Below are 22,766 nucleotides of genomic sequence, written 5' to 3'. Positions count from 1 at the left end.
TCGCCGGCAAGCCGGCTCCTACAGGGGGCACGTACGCTTTTGATTCCCACCACTCATCAGGCCGAGCGTTAGCTCGCCTTCCGCTTTTGATCTGAGCGCCCCCTCGAGAGGCCGAGCGCAGGTTCTGCGCAGTGGGCAACCCGGCATGGATGCCGGGTTAGCCGCCCCCGGCCATGGATGGCCGATGGCGGCGGGCCCACGGAGCAGGACCGGAGCGAGGGCATGCCGAGCATTAGCGAGGCACCGAACGAAAGGGGCAAGAGCCCTTGGTTACTTGGGGCTCTTCCAAGTGACTCGCCGTAAGGGCGAAACCGCCAGCCGCCATAACCCCAGAAACGGATATACACACCACATAGCAGACAAAAAAAACGGGAGTCCCCAAGGACTCCCGTCTTTCAAACTACCGCCAACCCATCACTTAGCCTGGTAAATGATCCCCGGGCTGCACTGAACCATCTGGTAATGATCCGGCAAACCGTTCAGCGCTTCGGACGCGCCAAGGAACAGATAACCGCCAGGCTTCAACGTGCTGTGGATGCGCAACAGGATGTCTTTCTTCACCTCGGCGGAGAAATAGATCAGCACATTGCGGCAGAACACGATGTCGAACTTGCCGAGACTCGCGTAGCTGTCCAGCAGGTTGAACGAGCGAAACTCCACCCGACTCTTGATCGGCGCCTTGATGGCCCAGCGCCCCGGCCCTTTCGGGTCGAAATAACGTTGAAGACGCTCGGGCGACAACCCGCGGCCGATGGCCAGGCTGTCGTACTCGCCAGTCTTGCAGTTGGTCAGCATGGTGCCGGACAGGTCAGTGGCAACGATCTGCACACCCATCTTCAACTGGCCCATATTGACCCGCTCGAACTCGTCGATGGACATCGACAGCGAATACGGTTCCTGACCCGACGAGCAGGCCGCCGACCAGATTCGCAAGCGTTGCCCCGGAGCCGCCTTGATCGCTTCGGGCAGTACCTTGTTCTTCAAGACTTCAAACGGATAGGTGTCACGAAACCACAGGGTTTCGTTGGTCGTCATGGCATCGACCACCAACTCGCGCAAACCGCTGCGCGGCTGGGTCTGGATGCGCTGAACCAGCTCACCCAGGGACTTGATGCCTTGCTGTTCCATCAGTTTGTTGAGACGGCTCGAGACCAGGTACTGCTTGTTTTCACCGAGCAAAATGCCACAGGCTTTTTCCAGGAAGACCCGGAACTGTTCGAAATCCAAATTACCCGTAGACAAAGATGCCGCCTCTTAAATCGTGTTAATCACCAGGGGCAAAAGGCCCCTAGCTGATGTCTGCTGCTTTGATCCGGTCAACTACCCGGGATGCCAGGTCATCAGGACGGAATTTGGCCAGGAAGTCATCGGCACCGACTTTCTTGACCATCGCCTGATTGAACACACCCGACAACGAAGTATGCAGGATGATATGAAGCTTTTGCATGCGAGGGTCGTTGCGGATCTCGGCCGTCAGGGTGTACCCGTCCATCTCCGGCATCTCGATGTCGGAGATCATCATCAGGAACTCTTCTTCCGGCTTCTTACCCTCATCGGCCAGTTTGCGCAGGTATTCCAGCGCTTGCCGTCCGTCGTTCAACGCCACCACTTCGACACCGACCGTTTGCAGGCAACGCGTGACCTGCTTGCGCGCCACCGACGAGTCATCGACCGTCAGCACCCGCAGCGACAGCGCCTTGTGCTGGGTTTCGACATCGACCACGCCGACGGAAATCGCTTCCGGTGTCGGCGCCACTTCCGCCAGGATCTTCTCGACGTCGATGATTTCGACTAACTGATTGTCGACCCGAGTCACAGCCGTCAGGTAATGATCGCGTCCGGTGCCCTTGGGAGGCGGATGAATCTCCTCCCAGTTCATGTTGACGATGCGTTCCACCGAGCGCACCAGGAAACCCTGGGTCTTGGTGTTGTACTCCGTGATGATTACGAACGGATTGCTTTGATCTTTAAGCGCCCCGGAACCGGTCGCCATTGCCAGATCAAGGATCGGAATGGTCGCCCCCCGGATATTTGCCACACCGCACACGACAGGACTGGACTTGGGCATCAGGGTCAGCTTGGGGCATTGCAGCACCTCGCGAACCTTGAACACGTTGATCCCGTACAGCTGCTGGCCGTCGAGACGGAACAACAACAGCTCCAGGCGATTCTGCCCTACCAGTTGCGTGCGCTGGTTTACCGAATCCATTACACCAGCCATGCCCAGACTCCTACACCAACGCTAAGTGTGTTGCGACGCACATTCATCACTAAACGGCACGGCGCTTGCTTTTTAACTTTTATGAACACAGAACCGACATTTTTCCGACGCCTGACATCACCTATCCGCAGATTGCTCTGTGCAGTGTCGGCCGTTTGCCTGTTCAACGCTGGCAGCCCTGCCTTTGCTGACGCAGTTACCTTGCCTGACATGCTTATCGGCGTCACCCAGGGCTTTCTTGAATTCACCGTAGAAGACTATCTGGCTACCAGTCAAACGGAAGGTCGCTACGAAATCCAGGTCAACCAGCTCGACCAGCGACTGCGCATGCCCATGTGCGACAAGGAATTGACAGCCAGCCTCGAGAGTCCGGCCAAGCCGCTGGGCCGGGTCACGGTCAAGGTTCGCTGCGAGGGGGCATCACCCTGGACAGTCTTCGTACCCGCTCAAGTCCGCCTGTTTCGCGACGTTGTGACCGTCACCCGACCCCTGCGTCGCGCAGGGATTGTCGAGCCCGATGACGTGACGCTGCGCGAGCGTGACATCAGCCTGATCGGCCAGGGCTACTTCACATCCGTAGACCAGGCGATCGGCCAGCGACTTACCCGACCAATGGTCACCGACCAGGTGATTACCCTGGTTCATCTCGAACAGGCGGAAGTCATTAGCAAAGGCGATCAGGTGGTGATTACCGCCCGCAGTGGTACGCTCAGCGTGCGAATGCCCGGCGAGGCCCTGTCCAACGGCGGCATGGCCGAGCAGATACGGGTGAAAAACCTCAATTCCAAACGGGTCATCAAGGCGCAGGTTACCGCGCCAGGTCAGGTGGAAGTGTCCATGTAGGATTCTCTGTTCGTGAAGATGTGGCGTTGCCCGAGGCTGTTCCCTAAACTGTGCCGCATGCAGGAGAAGTGCTGGCGCATGCGGGCCCATTTGATAAATGGGTCTAAAGTTTTCACAGGGAGAGCCGAAAACATGGCAAGCGTCCAAATACTCAGAGGTTTTTTACCATGGTCATCGATTTCAGCCGTTTGAACAGCTCCTCGCCACTTACGGGCAGTACACGTACCAGCGTTGCCAAGGAAACTGCCGATGCCGGCAAATCCGCGCCGCTGAATACCCCGGCCGAACAGGCCACTGCCATCAAAAGCGGGGAATCGGTACACCTCAGCAATGAGGCTCAACAGTTGCAACAGGTCACTGACAAGCTGCGCGATCAGCCTGCCGTCGACAACGCCCGTGTGGCCGAGTTGAAAGCAGCGATTGCCGATGGCAGCTATAAAGTCGACAGCAGCCGTGTAGCCAGCAAACTGCTCAACTTCGAAGCCCAGCGCTAGGCTACGGCCCGCGCCAGGCTTTTGGACGCTTAAAACCCAAGGCCAGCCATGCAAGACACTAATTTACTGCAACTGATCACCGACGACTTTGCTCCAGCGCAACACTTGCTTGAGTTACTGCAAACCGAGTCCCTCGCCTTGCACGGTCGGGACATGCCACTGCTCGAAGAGATTCTGGCGCAGAAACAGGCATTGATCATTCTGCTTGAACAGCATGGCCGCAAGCGCAGCGAAATCCTCGCCAGCCTCAACCTGCCGACCAATCGCAACGGCCTGGAGCAACTCGCCAGCCATTCGAGCATTGGCGAGCAGTTGCTGGCCCAGAGCGATGTGCTGACCGATCTACTGGCTCAATGCCAGGCGGCGAACGCCAATAATGGCCAGTCCATCCTGGTCCAGCAGGCCGCCACGGCCAATCAGCTGAAAATCCTGACCGGCGGTGAACCGCCAGCGCTTTATGACGCCCGCGGATCAACCGCCAAGCTTGCGAAGCCGCGCCCGCTCAGTCAGGCTTGAGCCCGCAAATGACCGCGCCCTATCAAGACTCGCAACATGCTGGCAATATACTGGCCAGCCGTAGTCATATTTTGTCTGGAGATTGATGAACCGTGTCCAATGCCTTAACCGCGGAAGATGCCCCGCAGCCACCCAAGGTGCTTACCACACCGTTGGAAATCTCCGGCAACCTGCGCCAACTGCAAGAAAGCCATGACCCGCTGATCATCACGTTCCATGAGCGCACCCAGCGCTTCCAGAGCTATCTGGTGGACGTGGACCGCGAGCGCGGGACCATCGCGCTCGACGAAATGATCCCGCGTGACGGCGAGCGCTTCATGCTGGCCGGCGAACCGTTCAAGGTCGAAGGCTTTCACGAAGGCGTGCGCATTGCCTGGGAAAGCAACGGTCAACTGACCATCGACGAGTCCGGTGACAGCCGCTGCTATCGTGGCCCGCTGCCGAATGAAGTGGTTTATCACCAGCGCCGCAATGCCTTCCGCGCAGCCTTGAAGCTGGCCCAACTGGTCAACGTCGATCTGGACGGTGAAAAACTCAAGGCGCCGATCAGCGGCAAGCTGTTGGACATCTCCGCCACCGGCTGCAAGTTGCGCTTTGAAGGCGACATCACCGGCAGCCTGCAATTGGGTCAGGTCTACGACCGCTTCGCCGCCGCCCTGCCTTTTGGCAAAATGACGGCACCGGTCGAACTGCGTTATCTGCACTTCGAAGAAAGAATCTCCACCACCTTCGCCGGCATCCGCTTTCACAACATGAGCGGCCTGGTGCAGCGTCAGGTCGAGCGTTTCGTCTACCAGCTTCAGCGCGAAGCACGACGTTTCGACAAAGACGACCTGTAATTCAAGCACCCATAAAAAACGGGCAGTCCCTTGCGGTGACTGCCCGTTTTTTTTATGCCCAGGTTTAAGGCCTGGCCTCGGTGAAGCTTTGCTCGCGACCCGCGTCAGGGTCCTCCGGAGGTGGAGTGGTGGGTGTCTCGGCCTCCGACTCAGGAGCCGGATCAGGATTGGCCGGGCTCTGCATCTGGTCCTGCACCACTTGTTCATCGACACGCGGATCAAGGCAAGCCACCAGCGGCGAACTCGACATGCTGTCCGGCATGGCGACGTGATGCAGCGGCGCATCGTCCACCTGATGCAGGTTGGTCACCGCTTTCGGGCGGATCCGCCACACCAGCACCAACGCAAAGAAACTGAAGAAGGCGTAGAGCATCTGGCTGCCGAACATCTTCATCAGTACCCCGGCGACCAACGGCCCGATACTCGCGCCGACACCGTAGGTCACCAGCAACATCGCCGTCAGTGACACCCGCCGATCAGCCTCGACGTGGTCATTGGAAAACGCGACCGCCAGCGGGTACAGGCAAAATTTCACCAGCGAGCAGATAAAACCGGTGATGAACAACACCTCCAGCGGCACCTGCTTCATGATCGCCAGCGGCAACGCGGCGAGGGCCAGTACCAGTGCAAAACAGCGAATCAACAGCGCCCGGTCATAACGGTCGGACAACCAGCCCAACGGCCACTGCACCAACAGGCCGGCAAAAATGCAGCTACCCATGAACAGACCGACCTGCTCCGTGGACAACCCTTGCTGCGAGGCATACAGCGGCGCCAGACCGTAGAACGAGCCGATGATCAGCCCCGCCCCCAGCACCGTACTCAACGACTGCGGCACGCGCTTGATAAAGAAGCGCGGCTCCATCGGTGCCGGATGCAGCGGCGCCGGGTGAATCCGCCGTGTCAGGGCCACCGGCACCAGGCACAGGGCAAAGCACAGGGCGACCAGCATCAGCAGCTCCAGACCGAGGCCCGGGTGCATGACCAGAATCAGCTGCCCCAGCACCAGGCCAAGATAAGAAGCGATCATGTAACCGCTGAACACCGTGCCGCGCTGCGAGGCTTCGGCCTGCTCATTGAGCCAGCTTTCGATGACCATGTACTGGCACATCATGCCGAGACCCACGATGACCCGCAGGAATATCCACGCCGGCAGCCAGTCCACCAGACCATGGCCCAGCACCGCCGCGCCGACAATCCCGGCGCAGGCCGAATAAGCCCGGATATGTCCGACCCGGGCAATCAACCGGTGACCGATCTTGCCCCCCAGCACCAGGCCGAAATAGTTGGCCGCCATCAACGCACCGACCCACAGGCTGTCGACATGGTCGGCCGCCAGGCGCAAGCCCAGGTAAGTACTCAGCAAGCCGGAGCCGATCAACATCATCAGCGAGGCGAAATACAGCGCTCGAAAGGGTTTCCAGATTTGGCGCATCGGCGTTCCGAGCGGCTCCTTGCGGTAAGAAACGGGCTATCCGAAAGATAGCCCGAAGACGAAGGTTCGTCAGGCCTGGGCGGCTAAAACACGGCGCTCCCAGGGCGTAATTTCATCAAAGAAGCTGGTCAACTCCATGGTCTTCGAAGCGACGTAGCCTTCGATGAACTCCTTGCCGAACAGTTCCTTCGCCAATTGGCTACGTTTCAGACGCTCGAGCGCGGCATGCAAGGTACACGGCAACGAAAGATTATCCGGCACCTCGAATTCGCCCTGGATCGCTTCACTCGGCTCCAACCTGTTTTCAATGCCATACAACCCTGCCGCCAGGCTCGCTGCAATCGCCAGATACGGGTTGGCATCAGCCCCCGGCAGGCGATTTTCCACCCGACGCGCCACCGGCGAGCTGGCCGGGATGCGCAAACCGGCCGCCCGATTGTCGTGGGACCAGCAGGCATTATTCGGTGATGCGAACGGATGGCACAAGCGCTGATAGGAGTTCACGTTCGGTGCAAATAATGCCGTGAAATCCGCCATGCCGGCCTGCTGGCCACCGATGAAGTGACGGAAGGTCGCCGTCGGCTCGCCAGCCTCGTCGCTGAAGACGTTACGCCCGGTGGCGATCTCCACGACGCTCTGGTGAATATGCATCGAACTGCCCGGCGTGTGCGCCAGTGGCTTGGCCATGCAGACCACCGTCAGCCCATGCTTGAGTGCCACTTCTTTAAGCAAATGCTTGAACAGCAATGTCTGGTCGGCCAGCAACAAGGGATCGCCGTGCAGCAGGTTGATCTCGAACTGACTGACGCCCATCTCGTGCATGAACGTATCGCGCGGCAAACCGAGGGCCGCCATGCACTCATAGACTTCACTGAAAAACGGCCGCAAGCCGTTATTGGAACTGACACTGAACGCCGAATGACCGTCCTCGCGCCGCCCGTCCAGGCCTACCGGCGGCTGGAACGGTTGCGTCGGGTCGGTGTTGGGCGCGAAGACGAAAAACTCAAGCTCGGTGGCCACCACCGGCGCCAGCCCAAGGGCCGCGTAACGAGCGATAACTGCTTTGAGTTGACCACGAGTCGACAGAGGGGAGCTTTCACCGGTCAGTTCGTCCGCATCGCAAATGGCCAAGGCACGCGGCTGTTTGCTCCAGGGCAAGCGGTGGATCTGCGCAGGGTCGGGCACCAGCGCCAGGTCGCCGTCATCGCTGCCGTAAAAACGCGCTGGCGGATATCCGCCCATGATGCATTGCAGCAGCACACCCCGCGCCATCTGCAAACGCCGCCCCTCGTGAAAGCCTTCGGCCGTCATGACCTTGCCACGGGGCACGCCGTTCAAATCCGGCGTAACACATTCAATCTCATCAATGCCCGTCAATCGCTGCGCGAGTGAGCGCTGGCCACCGGTTGTCATGACGCAATCCTTTGTAGTTGTGCAAGCCGCGAACGGCGACCGTACAAAATAGGCTCCGCGTGTTCGGAATATCAAGCAGCGACTTGCAAATACACCCTCACGGATCACGCTCGCTCCTACAGGGGGATGCGGTGTTTTCAGGGGAGATGGAGGCTGAACACTCCACCGCCCAACGGGCCGCCATTGCTGATTTCAGTGCGCCCACCGATCCCGTTGCGCTGATGCAACGCGGCAATCCGTCCGGCGAAATACAGGCCCAGGCCGGTGCTGCCGCTGCTGTGGTTGATGCCCTGCACGTAATCGGCCTGACGCTCGATCATCTCGGCCGGATAACCCTCGCCATCGTCGTTGATGGTCAACACCAGTTGCCCGGCCTCGTCGCTCACCGTGATCAACAATGCGTGACGGGCGTAACGGATGGCGTTGTTGATGCTGTTGGCCAGCACCGACGCAATCAGCTCACGGTCGAAAAAACCCAACGGGCTCAGCGGGTCCACTTCATAGGTCGCCATGATGCCGCGACTGGCGAACACGTCCTGATGGCAGGCCAGTTGCGCTTCGATGAAGTCATCCAGTTCGTGGTAAGCCGGCTGCAATGGCATCTGGTTGACGCCAAGTTTGTACAGCCCCAGCAACTGCACCAGCATGCCGTTGAGGTGGGCGAACTCAAACTCGATCACACCCTGCTCCGGGGTGTGCCGCTCCGGGTCGGGCAAGCGCGCCAGCCATTGGCTGTGTGCCTGCATTAGCATCGCCAGAGAGTTCTTCATGTCGTGCACGGTGGAAGCAATCACCGTGGAGAAATCCAGTGCCGGGTTGTCTTGGTTCATCCGCTGAACGCCTTGATTTTCAGTTTCTGATAACGCGCATATCGCGCATCGGTGTCGGGCATCAGGCCGACCGTTTTCAGGCAGGCACGACATTCTTCAAGTTCCGCCGATGGCGCGCTGGTGTCGGTGCCATGCAGCAGCGATTGCGCCATGTTCAACGCAATACTGATGTTCTTCGGTTGCAACGCCAGGGCTTTGCGGAACACCGCCCGCGCCTCCACCAGGTTGCCGGTCTTGTACACCCGCACGCCTTGACGGTTGAGTTCCGCCGCATCGTTGCCGGAGTTGAGGATGCTTGGGTCGTCGGTCAGCTTGGCGATGCCCTGCATCACTGTCGGATCGTCGCCGTAGATTTCTGCGCAATTTTTCAGCATCGACTTGCCGGCGTCAGCCTGCCCAAGCATTTGCAGCTGCTTGGCCACCAGCAGCGCCGCTTCGGCACTCATGAATTGCTCCATGCCATCGAGTCGCAACATCGCCTGCTCGGTGAGCTTTTCTGCGGTTTCGGCGTCGTTGAGCAACAGGCTGGTGGCCTTCATCAACCGCGCACGAATCTGCAGGCCCGGGTCGGAAGGGTTTTCCTTGGCCACGGCACTCAGCGTGGTGTTGATTTCCAGCCGGGTCCGGGTGTCCAGGCCCTTTTCGCTGCCCTTGCTGATCAACGCATGGGCGAGGCCGAGGTTGCTTTCGGCGTCCTTGAAACGTGACTGGGCACCTTGGCTGACGGCCTGACGGTAAGCTTTGGACGCGGTATCGAAATCTTCGTTGGTCATCGCCAGCTTACCCAGCAGCGCTTGCCGGCGTACGGCCAGCGGCGACAAACGAATCGCCTCCTCCAACACCTGTTGCGCAGCCTTGGTGTCGCCCTCGGCGACCAGCACATCGGCCATGCCGTCATAGAGCGCCGGCATCATCGGAAACACTTTCAACGCTTTTTCGTAGATGCCCTTGGCCTGGCTGACCTGACCCCGCTTGAACAGCAACTGGCCCAGCCCGGCAAACGCCCATGGCAAAGGCCGGTCGGCAATGATGCTGTCGTAGAGTCGCTCCAGCGCTTCGTTCTGGTTCAAGTCGCGCAAGGCATCGGCGCGGTAGCGCAAACACAGCGGCGAGTAGCGGATGTCCTGCTTGCACAAGGCGATGCAGGCATTGAGCACTTCAACCGGTTTACCGCGATCGAGCGCCTGCAGGATCGGCTTGAGCAAGGTCTTGCGCTGCTCCAGACGCTCCAGGCGCTGGGCCAGGCCGGAACGGTTGAAGGGTTTGGTCAGGTAAGCATCGGGCTCGTGCTCCAGGGCGCTGAGCACCATCGCCTGGCTGGTCTCGGCGGTGACCATGACGAACACGGCTTCATGGCTGATCAGCTTCTCGACCATCAGGTCTTCGAGAACCTGCTGACCGTTCTTCTTGCCATCGCCGAGGTGGAAATCCTGGAGGATGAAATCGTAGGACTTCTGCGAACACATGCGCAGCGCCTGCTCGCCGGTGTCGGCGGTGTCCACGTCCTTGACGCCCAGCTCACGCAGCATGGACCTGACGGAACTGCGGAAATCCGAGAAATCATCGACGATCAAAAAACGCTTTTGGTGATACGACAGCATCGAAGATTTCCAGGCAATTTTAAGAAGAAGATCATGACTGTCCGGGTTATCGGCCAGCAGGGCCATTCACTTGAAGAATTGGAATGCATTTGCGCCGCTGGAGTCCAAATTTAAAAGGGCCGCGAATGCGGGCTAAATATTTGAAGGCGTTATTGAAAAACGGGATTATCCTGATTTATTGCAACGCGTCTGCTACCCCTCTTTCAGACCCAGACGCTCCCGTCGTCGGCACAGGCAAAAGTTATGACCACCACTCCCAATCGCTCAGCGAATTCCAATGAGCGAAAGACCCTGATCCCCAGTACCCTGGATTTTCCGGTGGTGGGAATTGGCGCGTCGGCAGGTGGGCTGCAAGCCATCAAGCTGTTCTTCGAAAACATGCCGCAGGACAACGGCATGGCGTTCGTGATCATTCTTCACCTCTCCCCCGATCACCAGAGCATTGCCGACAGGATCGTCCAGGAATCGACCGCGATGCCGGTTCTGCAAGTCACTGAAAGGGTGTCCATCGAGAAAAACCATGTGTACGTCATTTCACCGGCGCAACGCCTGTCGATGAACGATGGTTTTCTTGAGGTCAGTACCAGCGATACCCGGGAATCCCGGCACGCCTCGATCGATCTGTTCTTCCGCGACCTGGCCGATGTCCATCGGGAACGAGCGTTCTGCCTGGTGCTGTCGGGCACTGGCTCCGACGGTGCCGTCGGTCTTTCGCGCATCAAGGAACAGGGCGGCGTCACGCTGGCGCAGGCACCGGAAGACGCCGAGTTCGACGGCATGCCCCGCGCCGCCATCGATACCCGCATGGTTGACCTGGTTCTGCCGGTCGTTGAAATGCCGCAAAAACTGCTGGAGCTGTGGCGTAACTCTCAGGAAATCAGCTTGCCCATCGCCAACGACCCCGAACCGCAGACCATTGTCGCCATCTCCGAACGCGAAGCGCTGGTGGCGGAACAAATGCTGCACGACATCCTGATCCAGCTGCGTACCGGCACCGGCCATGATTTCAAACACTACAAACGCGCCACCGTGTTGCGCCGGATCGAACGGCGGATGCAGGTCACGTCTCAACCGGATCTGGCGTCCTATTTCCATTACCTGCAAAACAATCCCGAAGAAACCAAGGCCCTGCTCGGCGACATGCTGATCGGCGTGACCAACTTCTTCCGCGATCGCGAGGCCTTCGAAGCGCTGGAGCGCGATGTCGTGCCGCAACTGGTCAGTGCCGCCGTGTCGGCGCAGCCCGAGAAAGAAGAAATTCGCGTCTGGTCTGCGGGTTGTTCCACCGGCGAAGAAGCCTACAGCCTGGCGATGTTGCTCAGCGATCAACTGCAACTGGACGCCAGTGCGGCATCGCTGCAACTGTTTGCCACTGACATTGACGAGCGCGCCATCAGCGTCGGCCGGGCCGGGCTGTACCCGCAAGCCATCGTGACCGACGTGCCGCCCACGCGACTGCGACATTACTTCCTCAAGGAAGATGACCATTACCGGATTCGCAAGGAAATCCGCGAAAAAGTCCTGTTCGCCAAACACAGCCTGCTGTCCGATCCGCCGTTCTCGCAGATCGACCTGATCGTGTGCCGCAACCTGCTGATCTATCTCGATCGCGAAGTGCAGCGCGAAATCCTGCAAATGTTCCACTTTGCCCTGCGCCCCGGCGGGTTCCTGTTTCTCGGCTCCTCCGAGAGCGCGGACGCGTGCCACGAACTGTTCGCCCCGGTGGACAAACGCAACCGGATCTTCCGCGCCAAAACCGGTACGGCCAACAGCCGTCGCACGCCGACCATGCCGCGTGGAGGCTACGTGCGGACCAACATTTCCCAGCAGCCGACGCACAGCGGTGTACAGCGCAAAACCTCTTTCGCCGATATCCATCAACGCGCCCTCGAACAGTCGGCGCCACCGAGCGTGATCGTCGACGCCAACGCCGACATTCTGCACATGAGTGAAAGTGCCGGGCGTTTCCTGCGGCACGTCGGTGGTGAGATGTCGCGCAATTTACTGACGTTGATCCTTCCAGAGCTGCGCCTGGAACTGCGCACCACGTTGTTCCAGGTTCAGCAGAGCAGCCTGTCAGTCAAATCCCGCGAGGTGTCGATCAAGCGTGATGAGCGGCGTTATCTGATCGATCTGGTCGCTCATCCCTACAAGGATGAAGGCTCGGACAGCGAGTACGTGCTGGTGATTTTCGAGGAGGTCGAAGTCGATCCTTCAGAACTGGCGGCGACCACCGTGCTGCAGAACGAGAACCAGGTGCTGTCCAACCTCGAACGCGAACTGCAACGCACCAAGCTGCATTTGCAGGACACCATCGAACAATCGGAAGTCTCCAGCGAAGAGCTCCAGGCCTCCAACGAAGAAATGCAGGCGATCAACGAAGAACTGCGCTCGGCCACCGAAGAGCTGGAGACCAGTAAAGAAGAGCTGCAATCCATCAACGAAGAGTTGCTGACGGTCAATTTCGAGCTGAAAACCAAGGTCGAAGAAACCGACAAGATCAACGACTACCTGACCAACCTGATCGCCTCCACCGACATCGCCACGGTGTTTGTCGACCGCAGCATGCGCATCAAGTGGTTCACCCCGCGCGCCACCGACATTTTCAGCATGCTGCCGGTGGACACCGGGCGCTCCCTGCTCGACATCACCCATCGCCTGCATTACGACAACCTGGCCGGCGACGCAGCGCTGGTGTTCGAATCGCTGAACATGATCGAGCGTGAAGTCAGCAGCACCGACAATCGCTGGTACATCGCCCGCCTGCTGCCCTACCGCTCCAGCGAAGACCACATCGACGGCACCGTGCTGACCTTCATCGACATCACCAAGCGCCGGGCGGCCGAAGAAGAGCTGCGCCTGGGCGAGGAGCGCATGCGCCTGGTCGCTGAAAGCACCCGCGACTACGCGATCATCACGCTCGATGAACAAGGGGTGATCACCACTTGGAACAAAGGCGCGGAGTTGATCTTCGGCTACAGCAAGGCCGAGGCCGAAGGCGCCTACTATGACTTCATTTTCTCTGCCGAGGACCGCGCGGCGGGCGTGCCGGAAAACGAGCTGCTGACGGTGCGCAACCACGGCCGCAGCGACGATGAACGCTGGCATTTGCGCAAGGATGGCAGCCGCTTCTTTTGCAGCGGCGAAGTGACTCTGCTCAGCGGCGATAACCTGCAGGGCTACGTGAAAATTGCCCGTGACCTGACCGGCCATAAACGCCAGCACGAAGAACAGAGCCAGGAACTGGCCGAGACTCGTAACACCAACAACCTCAAGGACGAGTTCTTTGCGGTCATGTCCCACGAGCTCAAGCATCCGCTGAACCTGATCCAGCTCAACGCAGAATTGCTGCGGCGCTTGCCGGTGACCAAGTCGCTGGCACCGGCGGCCAGGGCGGTGAACACCATCTGCGACGCGGTCACCAGCCAGGCGCGGATCATCGACGATCTGCTGGATGTGGCCCGGGTCCGCACCGGCAAGCTCAAGCTGCAAACGGTCGCCGTCGACCTCGCCAGTGTGCTGCGCGATGTCCACACTGTCGTGCTCAATGACCAGCATGACGTCACCGTCGAACTGCTGGTGCCGTCCGATGCATTGATGGTCCAGGCCGACCCGACACGGCTGGAACAAATCATCTGGAACCTGGTGAACAATGCACTGAAATTCACCCCGACCAAGGGGCGTGTGCAAATGATCGCCAGCCAGGCCGGGGACATGGCGCGGCTCGACATCAAAGACAATGGCGTCGGCATTGCCCCGGAAAACCTCGATCACGTGTTCGACCTGTTCGGCCAGGCTGAAAAACAACATGCCACCCATAACCGTGAAGGGCTCGGGATTGGTTTGTCACTGGTCCGTCAGTTGACTGAGGCGCAACGCGGTGCAGTCGAGGTGAGTTCTGCCGGTGTAGGCACAGGCTGCACGTTCACCGTCTACCTGCCATTGGCCAAAACCGCTGGCGAAGCGCAAGCCGCTGCCCAGACCGAAGAGGCCTGCGGCAGACTGAGCGGACTGACGATTCTGTTGGTGGACGATTCCGCGGACGTGCTGGAAACCCTGAAAATGCTGCTGGAGATGGAAGATGCGCAAGTGATTGCCTTTGACCGCCCGGTGGCGGCGCTGGACGCGGCAAAAAGCACCCGATTCGACCTGATCATTTCCGACCTCGGCATGCCGGTCATGAATGGCCACGAGTTGATGAGCGCACTGCGTGAGTTGCCTCTCGCGAAGGATGTACCGGCCATCGCCCTGACCGGCTACGGGGCTCACAGCGACATTCAGAAATCGCGACAGTCGGGCTTTGACCAGCATGTTGGCAAACCGGTGTCCTACGATGACCTGATCCAGACCATCGAGACGCTGCGCAACCAGCGCTGAAGCGCGCTCAGTTCAGATAGTCGCGCTGCACGCAGGCGCGCCGATCGATCGCCTGCCTGAGCCGCTCCTTGTGATCGGCCCAGACCATAGGGTCAACCTTGGTGGAACGCATCAAGACGAGCATGGCCTCCTTGGCGTCCAGGTACTCTGACCAGGCATCAGCAGACCTGAGCTTCAAGCGTTCACGCTCGGTCATCTCCATCCGGCGCAACGCGACGACCGACTCATCGGTAATCACCGGACTCAACGTCAATTGCACCCGGTGCGGTGCGACAAACTCCTGAGTGTCCGCCACAATCTCCCTCGCCCGCTGGGTACCCCACTTCAATGCGGCGCAGTAATGCTCACCAGCCTTGAGGTCATGATGCTCCTCGCAAATCGGCCAGCCATCAGCGCCGTAGACACCTACAAAAATCTGGGTAACCCCTTCAACACTGATCCGCGCATGCACCTCGATTTGCACGCCACTGCCCAGCACTTCTTCGTGGGTGTGCAGAGGCAATCGCGTGTTGGTCCACAACCAGAATTGGGCGCCCCTGCGTCGCATCGATTTCGCTCCCTGTGTGGTCTTTGGAGTAAGGCACAGCAATGCGCGTCTATCAAATGTTGGTCGTCAGGTGATCGCACACGAAAAAGCCCCGCCGGATGCGAGATCCTGGCGGGGCTTTTTTGACAGCCACAGGGCTGGAAATTGATGGTGTCCCAGGGCAGGTTCGAACTGCCAACCTTCCCCTTAGGAGGCATATGCTTTGGTGAGTCAGCTTGCTTCTGTTCGCTTCCCGGAACACCGTAAACATCTGTTTTCAAAGGGCCTATCTATTCTACTTGTGTCTTGAGGTTTCTCCTTGTAGCGTTCTGCATCACGAGAAGTGGGGACCGAAGTGGGGACTAGAATTGGCCACCAACACTGCTGACAAAAGCGTGAACGATCAAAAGCTCAAGGGCATGCCGCCAACATCCAAGTTGACGGAAAGCTTGCCTGGCCGTTCCCGAGGTAGCCTTTTGTTCAAGCGCAGCCAAAGTGGTGCGATCAGCGCCTATTTCCGCTATCGGCTCAACGCAAAGGACACGATGATCTCTCTGGGCCAGTATCGCTTGAGCGCCAGAGCGCCGGGACTGACGCTGTCTGAGCTACGCGACAAAGCGGCAGAGATGGCATTGATTGCTTCCGAGCACGGCGACGTTAAGGTGTACTTGGCGGCCAAAGCCGCCGCAGAGAAAACACAACGACAGGCCGTAGTGCTCGCGCAGCAGCTTGCGACCCGACAAGGTAGCTTCGAAGAACTACTAAATGCATATGTCAAAGATCTGACCGCTCGCGGCAAGGTCAAGGCAAAAGAAGTCGAGCGTCTATTTCAGACGCATGTGATTGAGCATCACCCTGGTCTGATGATCCGTCCGGCAAAGTCCATCACCGGCGAAGACATTCATTTAGTAATGAGCGCCCTGCTCGCCCGCAAGCCGAAAGGCCGGGGCATTGGAAACAAAGCGAAAACTGCCAACACGGATATGCGATCGACGGCAGCCAGTGTCCATCGCTATCTAAAAGCTGCGTTCAGCTACGGTGGCAAGGCACACCTTTCCTTGGATCGCGATGTTAGCGAGTCGAAGATCTTTGATATTGGCGTCAATCCGGCTACCAAGGTCCCGACCCTTGCGAATACACGCGGCGGTCAGACCGAATCCCTGACGCCAGAAGAGCTTGGTGAGCTTTTACGTTACTTAGATACCCTACCTCCCCGTGAGACGGCGATCTGCAAAGGTTTAATCTACCTGGGCGGCCAACGAATGGAGCAACTGCTCCGTGTGACCTGGGAGGATACGTCCGATGACCTTATGCACCTTACCGACGGAAAAGGGCAAAAGACTCAAGCATGGGATCACCTGCTACCCCTGACCACCAGGATTAAACAAATCCTGACGCCTTTGTTTGAGAGCAAGATTGGGCCTGGCCCGTTTTGTATTGGCCGGCGCTGTATTCGTCCGGATACAGCGGGCAAGCGATTCAGTGATGCTGGAAAAGCTTTGAGTGGCTCCGGTAAAACGCGATATTTCAGTTACGCGAACGTCCGGGTAAGTGCTGAAACGCTGATGGCTGCACTTGGAATTACAAAGGAAATCCGTAGCTGGCTGTTATCTCACGGACGCAACGATGTGCAATCGATTCACTACGATCGATACAGCTATCTACCAGAGAAAAAGGCTGCTCTGGAGTTATGGGGTAGATACCTAGACTGTTTGTATGCGGAGAAAGAGTGGGATCAAGGCAAGGTTATTTTGCTCAGCCGAAAGCGGCCTCAGGAGATCACAAAAAGCTGACGCCGTGATTCGACTGACCAACAGGCGCAGTAGTGAAGACCGACAGAGAGCGGCCAGAAGGGGACGATGGCTTAACTGATACCCACCATCTTTTTAGGATAGGATGGCGAAAATTTAATCGCTTCTCCCTCCATACGGTTGTCGGTACGAGTGTGCACTGCGTGCGCAGTACATCCACCTCTGTTGCCCTGCTGATCTGGCGCAGAAGATTGAATGGAGTGTTTTCAGCGATTGCGAATTAACCACTGTACGTTTACAGGAGGTAGACGATATGAGTTCGGCTCGGCATGACTACCAGCAATTTCTTGCTTGGCTTCACACACCGGACCGCGGGGCCTCTGAAAACACTCGGCGACTTGCGAATCTAGTAGATCAGCACTTCGACGTCGTGGCTGCAAGTTCGCGCACTCAGAGCCGTCGATCGGCGGTATTGTCTGCGTTCGCGAGAGAGTCTTTACTCCAGACAAGCTCGCGCCCAACAGCCGTCGCGGGTACGGGCACTGCTGGCGAGTGGGCATGGAGTTCATTGGACAGTCTTACCGTGGGCCCTTTCCGGGGCTTTCGAGTGCCCGAGACCTTCCATTTCCCTCAGCGAATCACCATGTTTTATGGGCCCAATGGCAGTGGCAAAACAAGCCTTTGCGAGGCGTTAGAATTGGCCCTTTTGGGTTCAGTGGATGAAGCTTCAGCTAAGCGCATTCCACCTCAGCGCTATTTCGCAAACCTTCATGAAAATAGGTATGCCCCACCAGCCCTCGCTTCGCGTGACGCTGAAGGTCAAGTGTCAGCCGTGCAGGCGAACTCAGAGGCGTATCGATTCTGCTTCGTCGAGAAGAATCGCATCGATAATTTTTCGCGCATCGCCGCTAAGACGGCGGGCGAAAAGAAGGACCTGATTGCTTCTCTGTTCGGCATGCAGCAGTTCCATGACTTCGTCGGTAACTTCAACGAGTCGATGGACTCACAGCTCGGTCTGGTTGCAGTCCGGCAGCAGGAACTGGATACGCAACGCGCAGCGCTGCAGCGCGATCATGAGACAATAAATGGCGAAATCCTGGCAATCCAGGCGATCGCACAAGATGAGGCGGCCTATGCCGAGGCATTCACCCTCGGTCTATCGTATCAGCAGCTACTTGCCCTTACTGGCAGTGACGCAGCACCAGGCCGCCTGCATCAACTCAACGCACAACTGGATGGGCAATCACCCGGTCTTTATGGCGTCAGCAGCAATGCGTTTGTTGAGGCTTACCGTAGCGCGGATCTGGAACAGCAACGACTCGAGGATGTGGACAGAAGACTTGCCGCGAAGACTGGTGAGACCTCATTCCAAAGCCTGTATAACGCGGTCCTGGGATTACAAGCCTTAACACCTGATAACTGTCCCGCCTGCGGCACGCCAATCGATGGTGAGTATCGCGTTACGCGCGATCCCTACGCGCAGGCGCGAGAAGGTCTCGCCCAGCTTCAGGATCTCGCCAATCTGCAGACCGAAAAAAACAACATTCGACGCACATGGGAAGACGCATCCCGCGGCCTTGAAACTCTGCTGACACATTTCGCTCAGCGGCTCGGTGCCGACGTCAGCAATCCCGATGAAAGAATCTGTTATCTCGCTTTCCCTGGCGTTGATCATACGGTGCACTGGTGGCGATCGAGCTATGTAAGCCTGGACGGTACGCCTTCGATGGCGCAGAAAATCGTCAACTTTGCAGGCGAATGCGAACGGATCGACATCCAGACAAACCAAGCACTGGCCGCTCGCACGCAAATGGCACAAGAACGCGCTCGCCTGGTTCAAGCGTCACAAGCTGTGACCGGCTTCCAGACCCGGCGTGCCGAAGTAGCCCGGCAAGTCGCTGCAGCTAGGCAGACCATCGCCAATTTCGAAGAAGCGAACGCCTTACTCATCGAGGCGGTGCGGCAAGAAGCTGTGCAAATAGTGCTTGGCCAAAGTATTAAAGCGGCATACGACGAATTCTTGAGGCTATTACGGCAGTTCAGGGCCGAGCTACCCGGTACTCTCATAGCGGGACTCAACACTGCAGCATTAGAGATCTACAACGAATTCAATAGACGTGATCACGAGGGAGACAAGCTAGCTGCACTCCACCTCCCCACCAGTGAGGATGACCGCATCGAGCTCGCTTTTTGTGCCGCACCAGAAACAAGGGTCGATGCGCTGCATGTCCTCAGCGAGGGTCACGTTCGTTGCCTGGGTGTCGCAATCCTTCTTGCCAAAGCCCTGCATATTCAAGCGCCGACGATTATCTTTGACGATGCGATCAACGCGATTGATACAGAGCACCGTGAAGGCATCAGAGAGGCGATCTTCCAGAGCGATCGCTTTGCGACAACTCAAATTATCGTCACATGTCATAGCAGTGAATTCATCAAGGACTTACAGAACCACCTCGCTGCAGGCCAATGGACTGCCTACTACTTCATGCCCCATATCGGAGACCATCGACCGCGGGTAAGAGGCAACGAGTACACCTTGAACTATTTAGCTCAGGCTCGTGCAGCCCTAGACATGGGTGACTGGCGAAATGCTCTCGGCGCCTCCAGGCAGGCCCTGGAGATGATTACGGAGAAGATATGGAAGTGGCTGGGCAAGAACGAACTCGGACAGATCACTGTGCCGTTAGCTGGGCGCGGAGCGGAACCTGGGCTGAGAAATCTCTGTGAAGCGTTGAAGAGGCGACTCGAGGACGCACGAACATTTGTGCACCCAGACAAACCCGCCGTCGTACAGTGCCTGAGTGCTGTCATCGGAGTACCGGCGCCATCCAACGTATGGATGTATCTGAACAAAGGGGTCCATGAAGAGGCAGATCGTGATGATTACGATCCGAACCTTGTCCGCACTATTGTGGAAAACCTTGAAATGATGAATCAGCTACAGTTCCGCACGATGTCTAGAGATTTGGCCGCAGTCGCACAAGCGGCGCTCGCTGCTGCAATCGTTACCGGACCGGCTTTAGCCAATCAGAGAAACGAACGACCTGCCCCATAATTACTCAACGTTTTGGATCAGCCACCAGATTTTGCTGATAAGGGCCCTATAACTGTACCTTTCAGTGCGTCTATAGGGTCGAGAATCACATTTATCTGGGGCTTGCCCACTATTGCAATGATCATGGAGCAGTTTTGCTGCGATGTGCACGTAAACGACCTTGCATCGGCAGATGCACGGACTTGCCCACCCATTTGCATTCGACCTGACCAGTCATTTGCATCGGATTTGACCAGCACGATTCGTGGGCATGATCGGCAGAGAACGGCCATAAGCAGTCAGTAGGGTATGTCCACGAAACCATGGGCGATTCAGTGCTTTCCAACTCGGTGTGACCGAGAAGGATCTGTACTGTTCTGGTGTTTTTCGTTCTCCGATAGATCAATGAAGTCTTGGTCCGACGCATCGTATGAACTCCAATGCCTTAGCAATTACTTAGACATTCAGGTGAAGAAGGCTTAGTGGCTTTGCTCTCAAGCTTTGAGCGCTCAAAATCGTCGCAATTCGCTCCTGATGCGTATCCGGAAAGTAGATTTTCCCAGACGATCTTGTGATCGCGGTGTACAGCAATGCCAGCTTTTTTGACAGCTCGGTTTTACTTCGCAGGTCAGCAAAGTAGTACAGGTCCTCAGAAACTGCCATTCTCGGAAACTCGTAGTTTTTCACTGTAAATACTGTGGCCAACAACGGACGTGACGGTTTTCCATCAGCGAGCTCAGCCAATTTTGCGCATTGGTAAAGCCCGGAAACACCAAATTTGGTACCCACAACTTCAAGCCATTGCTCAACCCTGAGAAAGGCGTCGTTCCACCTCATTTCCGCATGCAATTGTTCCCAGCTTCGGAAACGAGCAATCGCCCCGTGGCTCGGACGCTTGTCATGCATATAAAAATCAAGACACCCCTCTAGGAATGGTTCGAACTGATTGGTCCAGTCAATGACCGCAGCACCTTGGCTCAAATCGCGATTGCGAATTAACCAGTCGAAAATACCCCATTCATCGGCCACCAGAATTACTGAGGGTTCAGGAGGGAATGAGTCCGCTCGGTATTCAGCCACCACCGTGTCTTTCGCCTTATCAGCTACAAACGGTAACGCGCTTACGTCTGGGAACTCAGCTAAAAGTGGGTTGATGTAATCGACCAATGCTGGGCCTGCTCGTAACGAAATAGCCATTTCGCGATGGCGAATCCTCGCGTTATGGGGCATGTATCGTCCTTGCAGATTTTGGAACTGGTCCCCCAAAGTAATTACAGTTTGAGGTGACCTGTCGAGGATATCGACCATTGGCCCGCTCAAGTCATGGCCTTCGTCGACAATTACCGTATCAATAGATTCAGGTAAATGAAGCCTCGACAAAGCCAGTTGTTTCACGCGGTGGTAGCCACGGACCGGAAGGGGATCCGCCTCTTCCTCAAAGCTTGTCATCTTGAACCAAAGCTTTCCGGCCGCGGCCGCTACTATTTCTTGTTCCGAAGTCGAGAGCCAGCGGACCTGGTCGGAAGGTATATGACTGATGGTGATCCGGGCATCGTTTGAAAAGCAAAATTTGGCGATTACCGACCAGCAAAGAGCCGCCACACGGGCAGCATTACGATTACCGATGGGGTTGATGCCTGCCTTTTCTGCGAGCGCTGAATACGAGAGTGGCAATCTCGAAATCGCGTCCAACCTTGTCTCAAGAGCCCTGTTCCCACCCGCCAGAAGTCTCGTAGCAATCCACCTGAATGTTACCGCCCAAACCTGATCCTCGGAAAATCGAGCCCGTATGGGTTTGAGCTTCGGTTCCACATCGGCGAGGAACAGGATTCTACGCTCTGGCATAAGAGCCAATATCTCATTCAGCACAAAGGATTTCCCAGTGCCCGCGTGAGCTTGGGCATCGATGGAATCCTCCATGTTTGCCCTAATGTTCTGAACCAACCGAAGCTGGTGATCGCTTAGCTTTACGACCAAACCACTGAGGCGAACATGCTCATGTTTGATGGCACCTAATGAAGCCGTGTGCTGCTTCGCATAATCGAAATTCCAGGTGCCCTCGGGATGAATGTACTGACGGCGAGCAACCGATTCTTTGTCCATCAGACCGATCTCGACTGCAGATGCTTGGAGAAGTCCCGCTTCAAAATCAACCTGGCTGTAGGCCCCGGCCAAAGCCGATCTCAGCTTATCGGAGTGATGAGTCAGCAGATTTGCAAACACCCGCTCCATCTCCAGAGGCGAGCGCACGGGCAGCTTGGGCAGTTGGAGCACGTAGAGAATCGCCGCTACCTCATAGCGAGACAGACGAACCACATCTGGAGCAGTCCCGATTGAAAGCGCAGCGCTGAGGTTTTCACTGAGAGGCAGGTACCAGCGAGGTTTCTTCATGAAAATCTATATCCCTAAAATTTAGCGCCGAACTTACCAGAGCTTTAGGCTACCCCAAGACGCGTGCGATATAGCAATAATCAACTCGAACAAATGCTTTCGGAGCTGGATGAACGCTCATGGTTCGCTCAAGCGCACCTATTATCTCCGGGTCACCTGACTGTTTCGATGCGATTGCTCCAGAAGAGTCGCTGCAAAGTATTGCGGAAAATTCTACGGCGTTCGTATCGCTGATAGGGCCGCATGGCTGAGCATGGGCGGCCCAAACTGGAGCCTCCCTTTCACGCCCGATTACTGCCTTCCCTGAAGGGCTGCAACCGGCCCAGGCTGTGTAAAAACGTTTTTCAGCGCGATTGGAGCCCAGTGTTGGACTGAAAATCGCGTTTCTACGCAAAATCCAGATCGGCCGAGCAGCCGATAATTTTCAGATTTCGCATAGACGCGCAAACTTCAATTGTGACGAAGCGTTTTTACACACTCTGGGTCAATTTCTGC

15 protein-coding genes and 1 pseudogene are annotated in these 22,766 nt (G+C 57.2%); 7 read left to right on the top strand and 9 right to left on the bottom strand.

Annotated elements, in window-relative coordinates; all coding sequences use genetic code 11:
* Positions 1–414: 414 nt before the first annotated feature.
* Positions 415–1,242 carry a protein-glutamate O-methyltransferase CheR gene (gene cheR, locus KGB27_RS10965; RefSeq protein ID WP_192227950.1) on the bottom strand — a complete coding sequence of 276 codons (828 nt, stop codon included), beginning with the start codon at positions 1,240–1,242 and terminating at the stop codon, positions 415–417.
* 46 nt (positions 1,243–1,288) lie between these two features.
* Positions 1,289–2,221: a chemotaxis protein CheV gene (locus KGB27_RS10960; protein ID WP_192227951.1), complete on the bottom strand. Its 933-nt coding sequence runs from the start codon at positions 2,219–2,221 to the stop codon at positions 1,289–1,291.
* Between the two features lie 81 nt (positions 2,222–2,302).
* On the opposite strand from KGB27_RS10960, the gene flgA reads away from it, so the two are divergent.
* From flgA to KGB27_RS10940, 4 genes are all read left to right on the top strand, one after another.
* A complete protein-coding gene (gene flgA / locus KGB27_RS10955) occupies positions 2,303–3,064 on the top strand; it encodes a flagellar basal body P-ring formation chaperone FlgA (RefSeq protein WP_207285399.1) in 762 nt (253 codons plus the stop codon).
* A gap of 167 nt (positions 3,065–3,231) precedes the next feature.
* Positions 3,232–3,558, top strand: coding sequence for a flagellar biosynthesis anti-sigma factor FlgM (gene flgM / locus KGB27_RS10950; protein ID WP_008033053.1), 327 nt, complete (start codon positions 3,232–3,234; stop codon positions 3,556–3,558).
* Positions 3,559–3,606: 48 nt separating this feature from the next.
* Positions 3,607–4,074 carry a flagella synthesis protein FlgN gene (locus KGB27_RS10945; RefSeq protein ID WP_008038443.1) on the top strand — a complete coding sequence of 156 codons (468 nt, stop codon included), beginning with the start codon at positions 3,607–3,609 and terminating at the stop codon, positions 4,072–4,074.
* Positions 4,075–4,166: 92 nt separating this feature from the next.
* Positions 4,167–4,913 (top strand): flagellar brake protein, encoded by a 747-nt coding sequence (locus KGB27_RS10940; RefSeq protein WP_207285400.1) that lies wholly within the window; start codon positions 4,167–4,169, stop codon positions 4,911–4,913.
* Between the two features lie 64 nt (positions 4,914–4,977).
* On the opposite strand, the gene KGB27_RS10935 is transcribed toward KGB27_RS10940, so the two are convergent.
* From KGB27_RS10935 to KGB27_RS10920, 4 genes are all read right to left on the bottom strand, one after another.
* Positions 4,978–6,348: an MFS transporter gene (locus KGB27_RS10935; protein WP_223436521.1), complete on the bottom strand. Its 1,371-nt coding sequence runs from the start codon at positions 6,346–6,348 to the stop codon at positions 4,978–4,980.
* A 69-nt stretch (positions 6,349–6,417) separates the two neighbouring features.
* Positions 6,418–7,659, bottom strand: a complete 1,242-nt coding sequence (locus KGB27_RS10930; protein WP_223481545.1) for a glutamine synthetase family protein — start codon at positions 7,657–7,659, stop codon at positions 6,418–6,420.
* Between the two features lie 239 nt (positions 7,660–7,898).
* On the bottom strand, positions 7,899–8,591 hold the full coding sequence (locus KGB27_RS10925) for a sensor histidine kinase (protein ID WP_223554437.1): 693 nt from the start codon (positions 8,589–8,591) through the stop codon (positions 7,899–7,901).
* Positions 8,588–10,192 (bottom strand): tetratricopeptide repeat-containing response regulator, encoded by a 1,605-nt coding sequence (locus KGB27_RS10920; RefSeq protein ID WP_008033066.1) that lies wholly within the window; start codon positions 10,190–10,192, stop codon positions 8,588–8,590. Before KGB27_RS10920 ends, KGB27_RS10925 begins: the two co-directional genes overlap by 4 nt.
* 243 nt (positions 10,193–10,435) lie before the next feature.
* Between KGB27_RS10920 and KGB27_RS10915 the strand changes: the two genes are divergently transcribed.
* Positions 10,436–14,569, top strand: a complete 4,134-nt coding sequence (locus tag KGB27_RS10915) for a CheR family methyltransferase (protein WP_223554435.1) — start codon at positions 10,436–10,438, stop codon at positions 14,567–14,569.
* Between the two features lie 7 nt (positions 14,570–14,576).
* Here KGB27_RS10915 and KGB27_RS10910 read toward each other — a convergent pair whose 3' ends face one another.
* Complete coding sequence (locus KGB27_RS10910; protein WP_008038449.1) at positions 14,577–15,116, bottom strand: hypothetical protein; 540 nt, start codon at positions 15,114–15,116, stop codon at positions 14,577–14,579.
* Between the two features lie 347 nt (positions 15,117–15,463).
* Here KGB27_RS10910 and KGB27_RS10905 point away from each other — a divergent pair, with 347 nt between their 5' ends.
* Together KGB27_RS10905 and KGB27_RS10900 are read left to right on the top strand one after the other, a co-directional pair.
* Entirely contained in the window at positions 15,464–16,888 is a 1,425-nt protein-coding gene (locus tag KGB27_RS10905) for a site-specific integrase (protein WP_223554433.1), read from the top strand.
* A gap of 271 nt (positions 16,889–17,159) precedes the next feature.
* Positions 17,160–19,901, top strand: coding sequence for an AAA family ATPase (locus KGB27_RS10900; protein ID WP_223554432.1), 2,742 nt, complete (start codon positions 17,160–17,162; stop codon positions 19,899–19,901).
* 313 nt (positions 19,902–20,214) lie between these two features.
* Here the strand turns inward: KGB27_RS10900 and KGB27_RS10895 are convergent.
* Positions 20,215–20,319 (bottom strand): annotated as a pseudogene (locus KGB27_RS10895) (integrase); the annotation flags it as partial.
* Between the two features lie 17 nt (positions 20,320–20,336).
* Complete coding sequence (locus KGB27_RS10890; protein WP_223554430.1) at positions 20,337–22,271, bottom strand: hypothetical protein; 1,935 nt, start codon at positions 22,269–22,271, stop codon at positions 20,337–20,339.
* Positions 22,272–22,766 lie beyond the last annotated feature (495 nt).

It is taken from the genome of Pseudomonas sp. BF-R-01 (assembly GCF_019946615.1).
Classification (GTDB): Bacteria; Pseudomonadota; Gammaproteobacteria; order Pseudomonadales; family Pseudomonadaceae; genus Aquipseudomonas; species Aquipseudomonas migulae.
This window is presented reverse-complemented; position numbering and strand designations above follow the sequence as displayed.

Excerpts from the sequence above, each read along its gene's own strand:
- flgA (WP_207285399.1), top strand. The coding sequence starts at position 2,303 with ATGAACACAGAACCGACATTTTTCCGACGCCTGACATCACCTATCCGC.
- KGB27_RS10945 (WP_008038443.1), top strand. The coding sequence starts at position 3,607 with ATGCAAGACACTAATTTACTGCAACTGATCACCGACGACTTTGCTCCA.
- flgM (WP_008033053.1), top strand. The coding sequence starts at position 3,232 with ATGGTCATCGATTTCAGCCGTTTGAACAGCTCCTCGCCACTTACGGGC.
- KGB27_RS10935 (WP_223436521.1), bottom strand. The coding sequence starts at position 6,348 with ATGCGCCAAATCTGGAAACCCTTTCGAGCGCTGTATTTCGCCTCGCTG.
- KGB27_RS10920 (WP_008033066.1), bottom strand. The coding sequence starts at position 10,192 with ATGCTGTCGTATCACCAAAAGCGTTTTTTGATCGTCGATGATTTCTCG.
- KGB27_RS10930 (WP_223481545.1), bottom strand. The coding sequence starts at position 7,659 with ATGACGGCCGAAGGCTTTCACGAGGGGCGGCGTTTGCAGATGGCGCGG.
- KGB27_RS10960 (WP_192227951.1), bottom strand. The coding sequence starts at position 2,221 with ATGGCTGGTGTAATGGATTCGGTAAACCAGCGCACGCAACTGGTAGGG.
- KGB27_RS10910 (WP_008038449.1), bottom strand. The coding sequence starts at position 15,116 with ATGCGACGCAGGGGCGCCCAATTCTGGTTGTGGACCAACACGCGATTG.
- KGB27_RS10890 (WP_223554430.1), bottom strand. The coding sequence starts at position 22,271 with ATGAAGAAACCTCGCTGGTACCTGCCTCTCAGTGAAAACCTCAGCGCT.
- KGB27_RS10915 (WP_223554435.1), top strand. The coding sequence starts at position 10,436 with ATGACCACCACTCCCAATCGCTCAGCGAATTCCAATGAGCGAAAGACC.
- KGB27_RS10925 (WP_223554437.1), bottom strand. The coding sequence starts at position 8,591 with ATGAACCAAGACAACCCGGCACTGGATTTCTCCACGGTGATTGCTTCC.
- KGB27_RS10900 (WP_223554432.1), top strand. The coding sequence starts at position 17,160 with ATGAGTTCGGCTCGGCATGACTACCAGCAATTTCTTGCTTGGCTTCAC.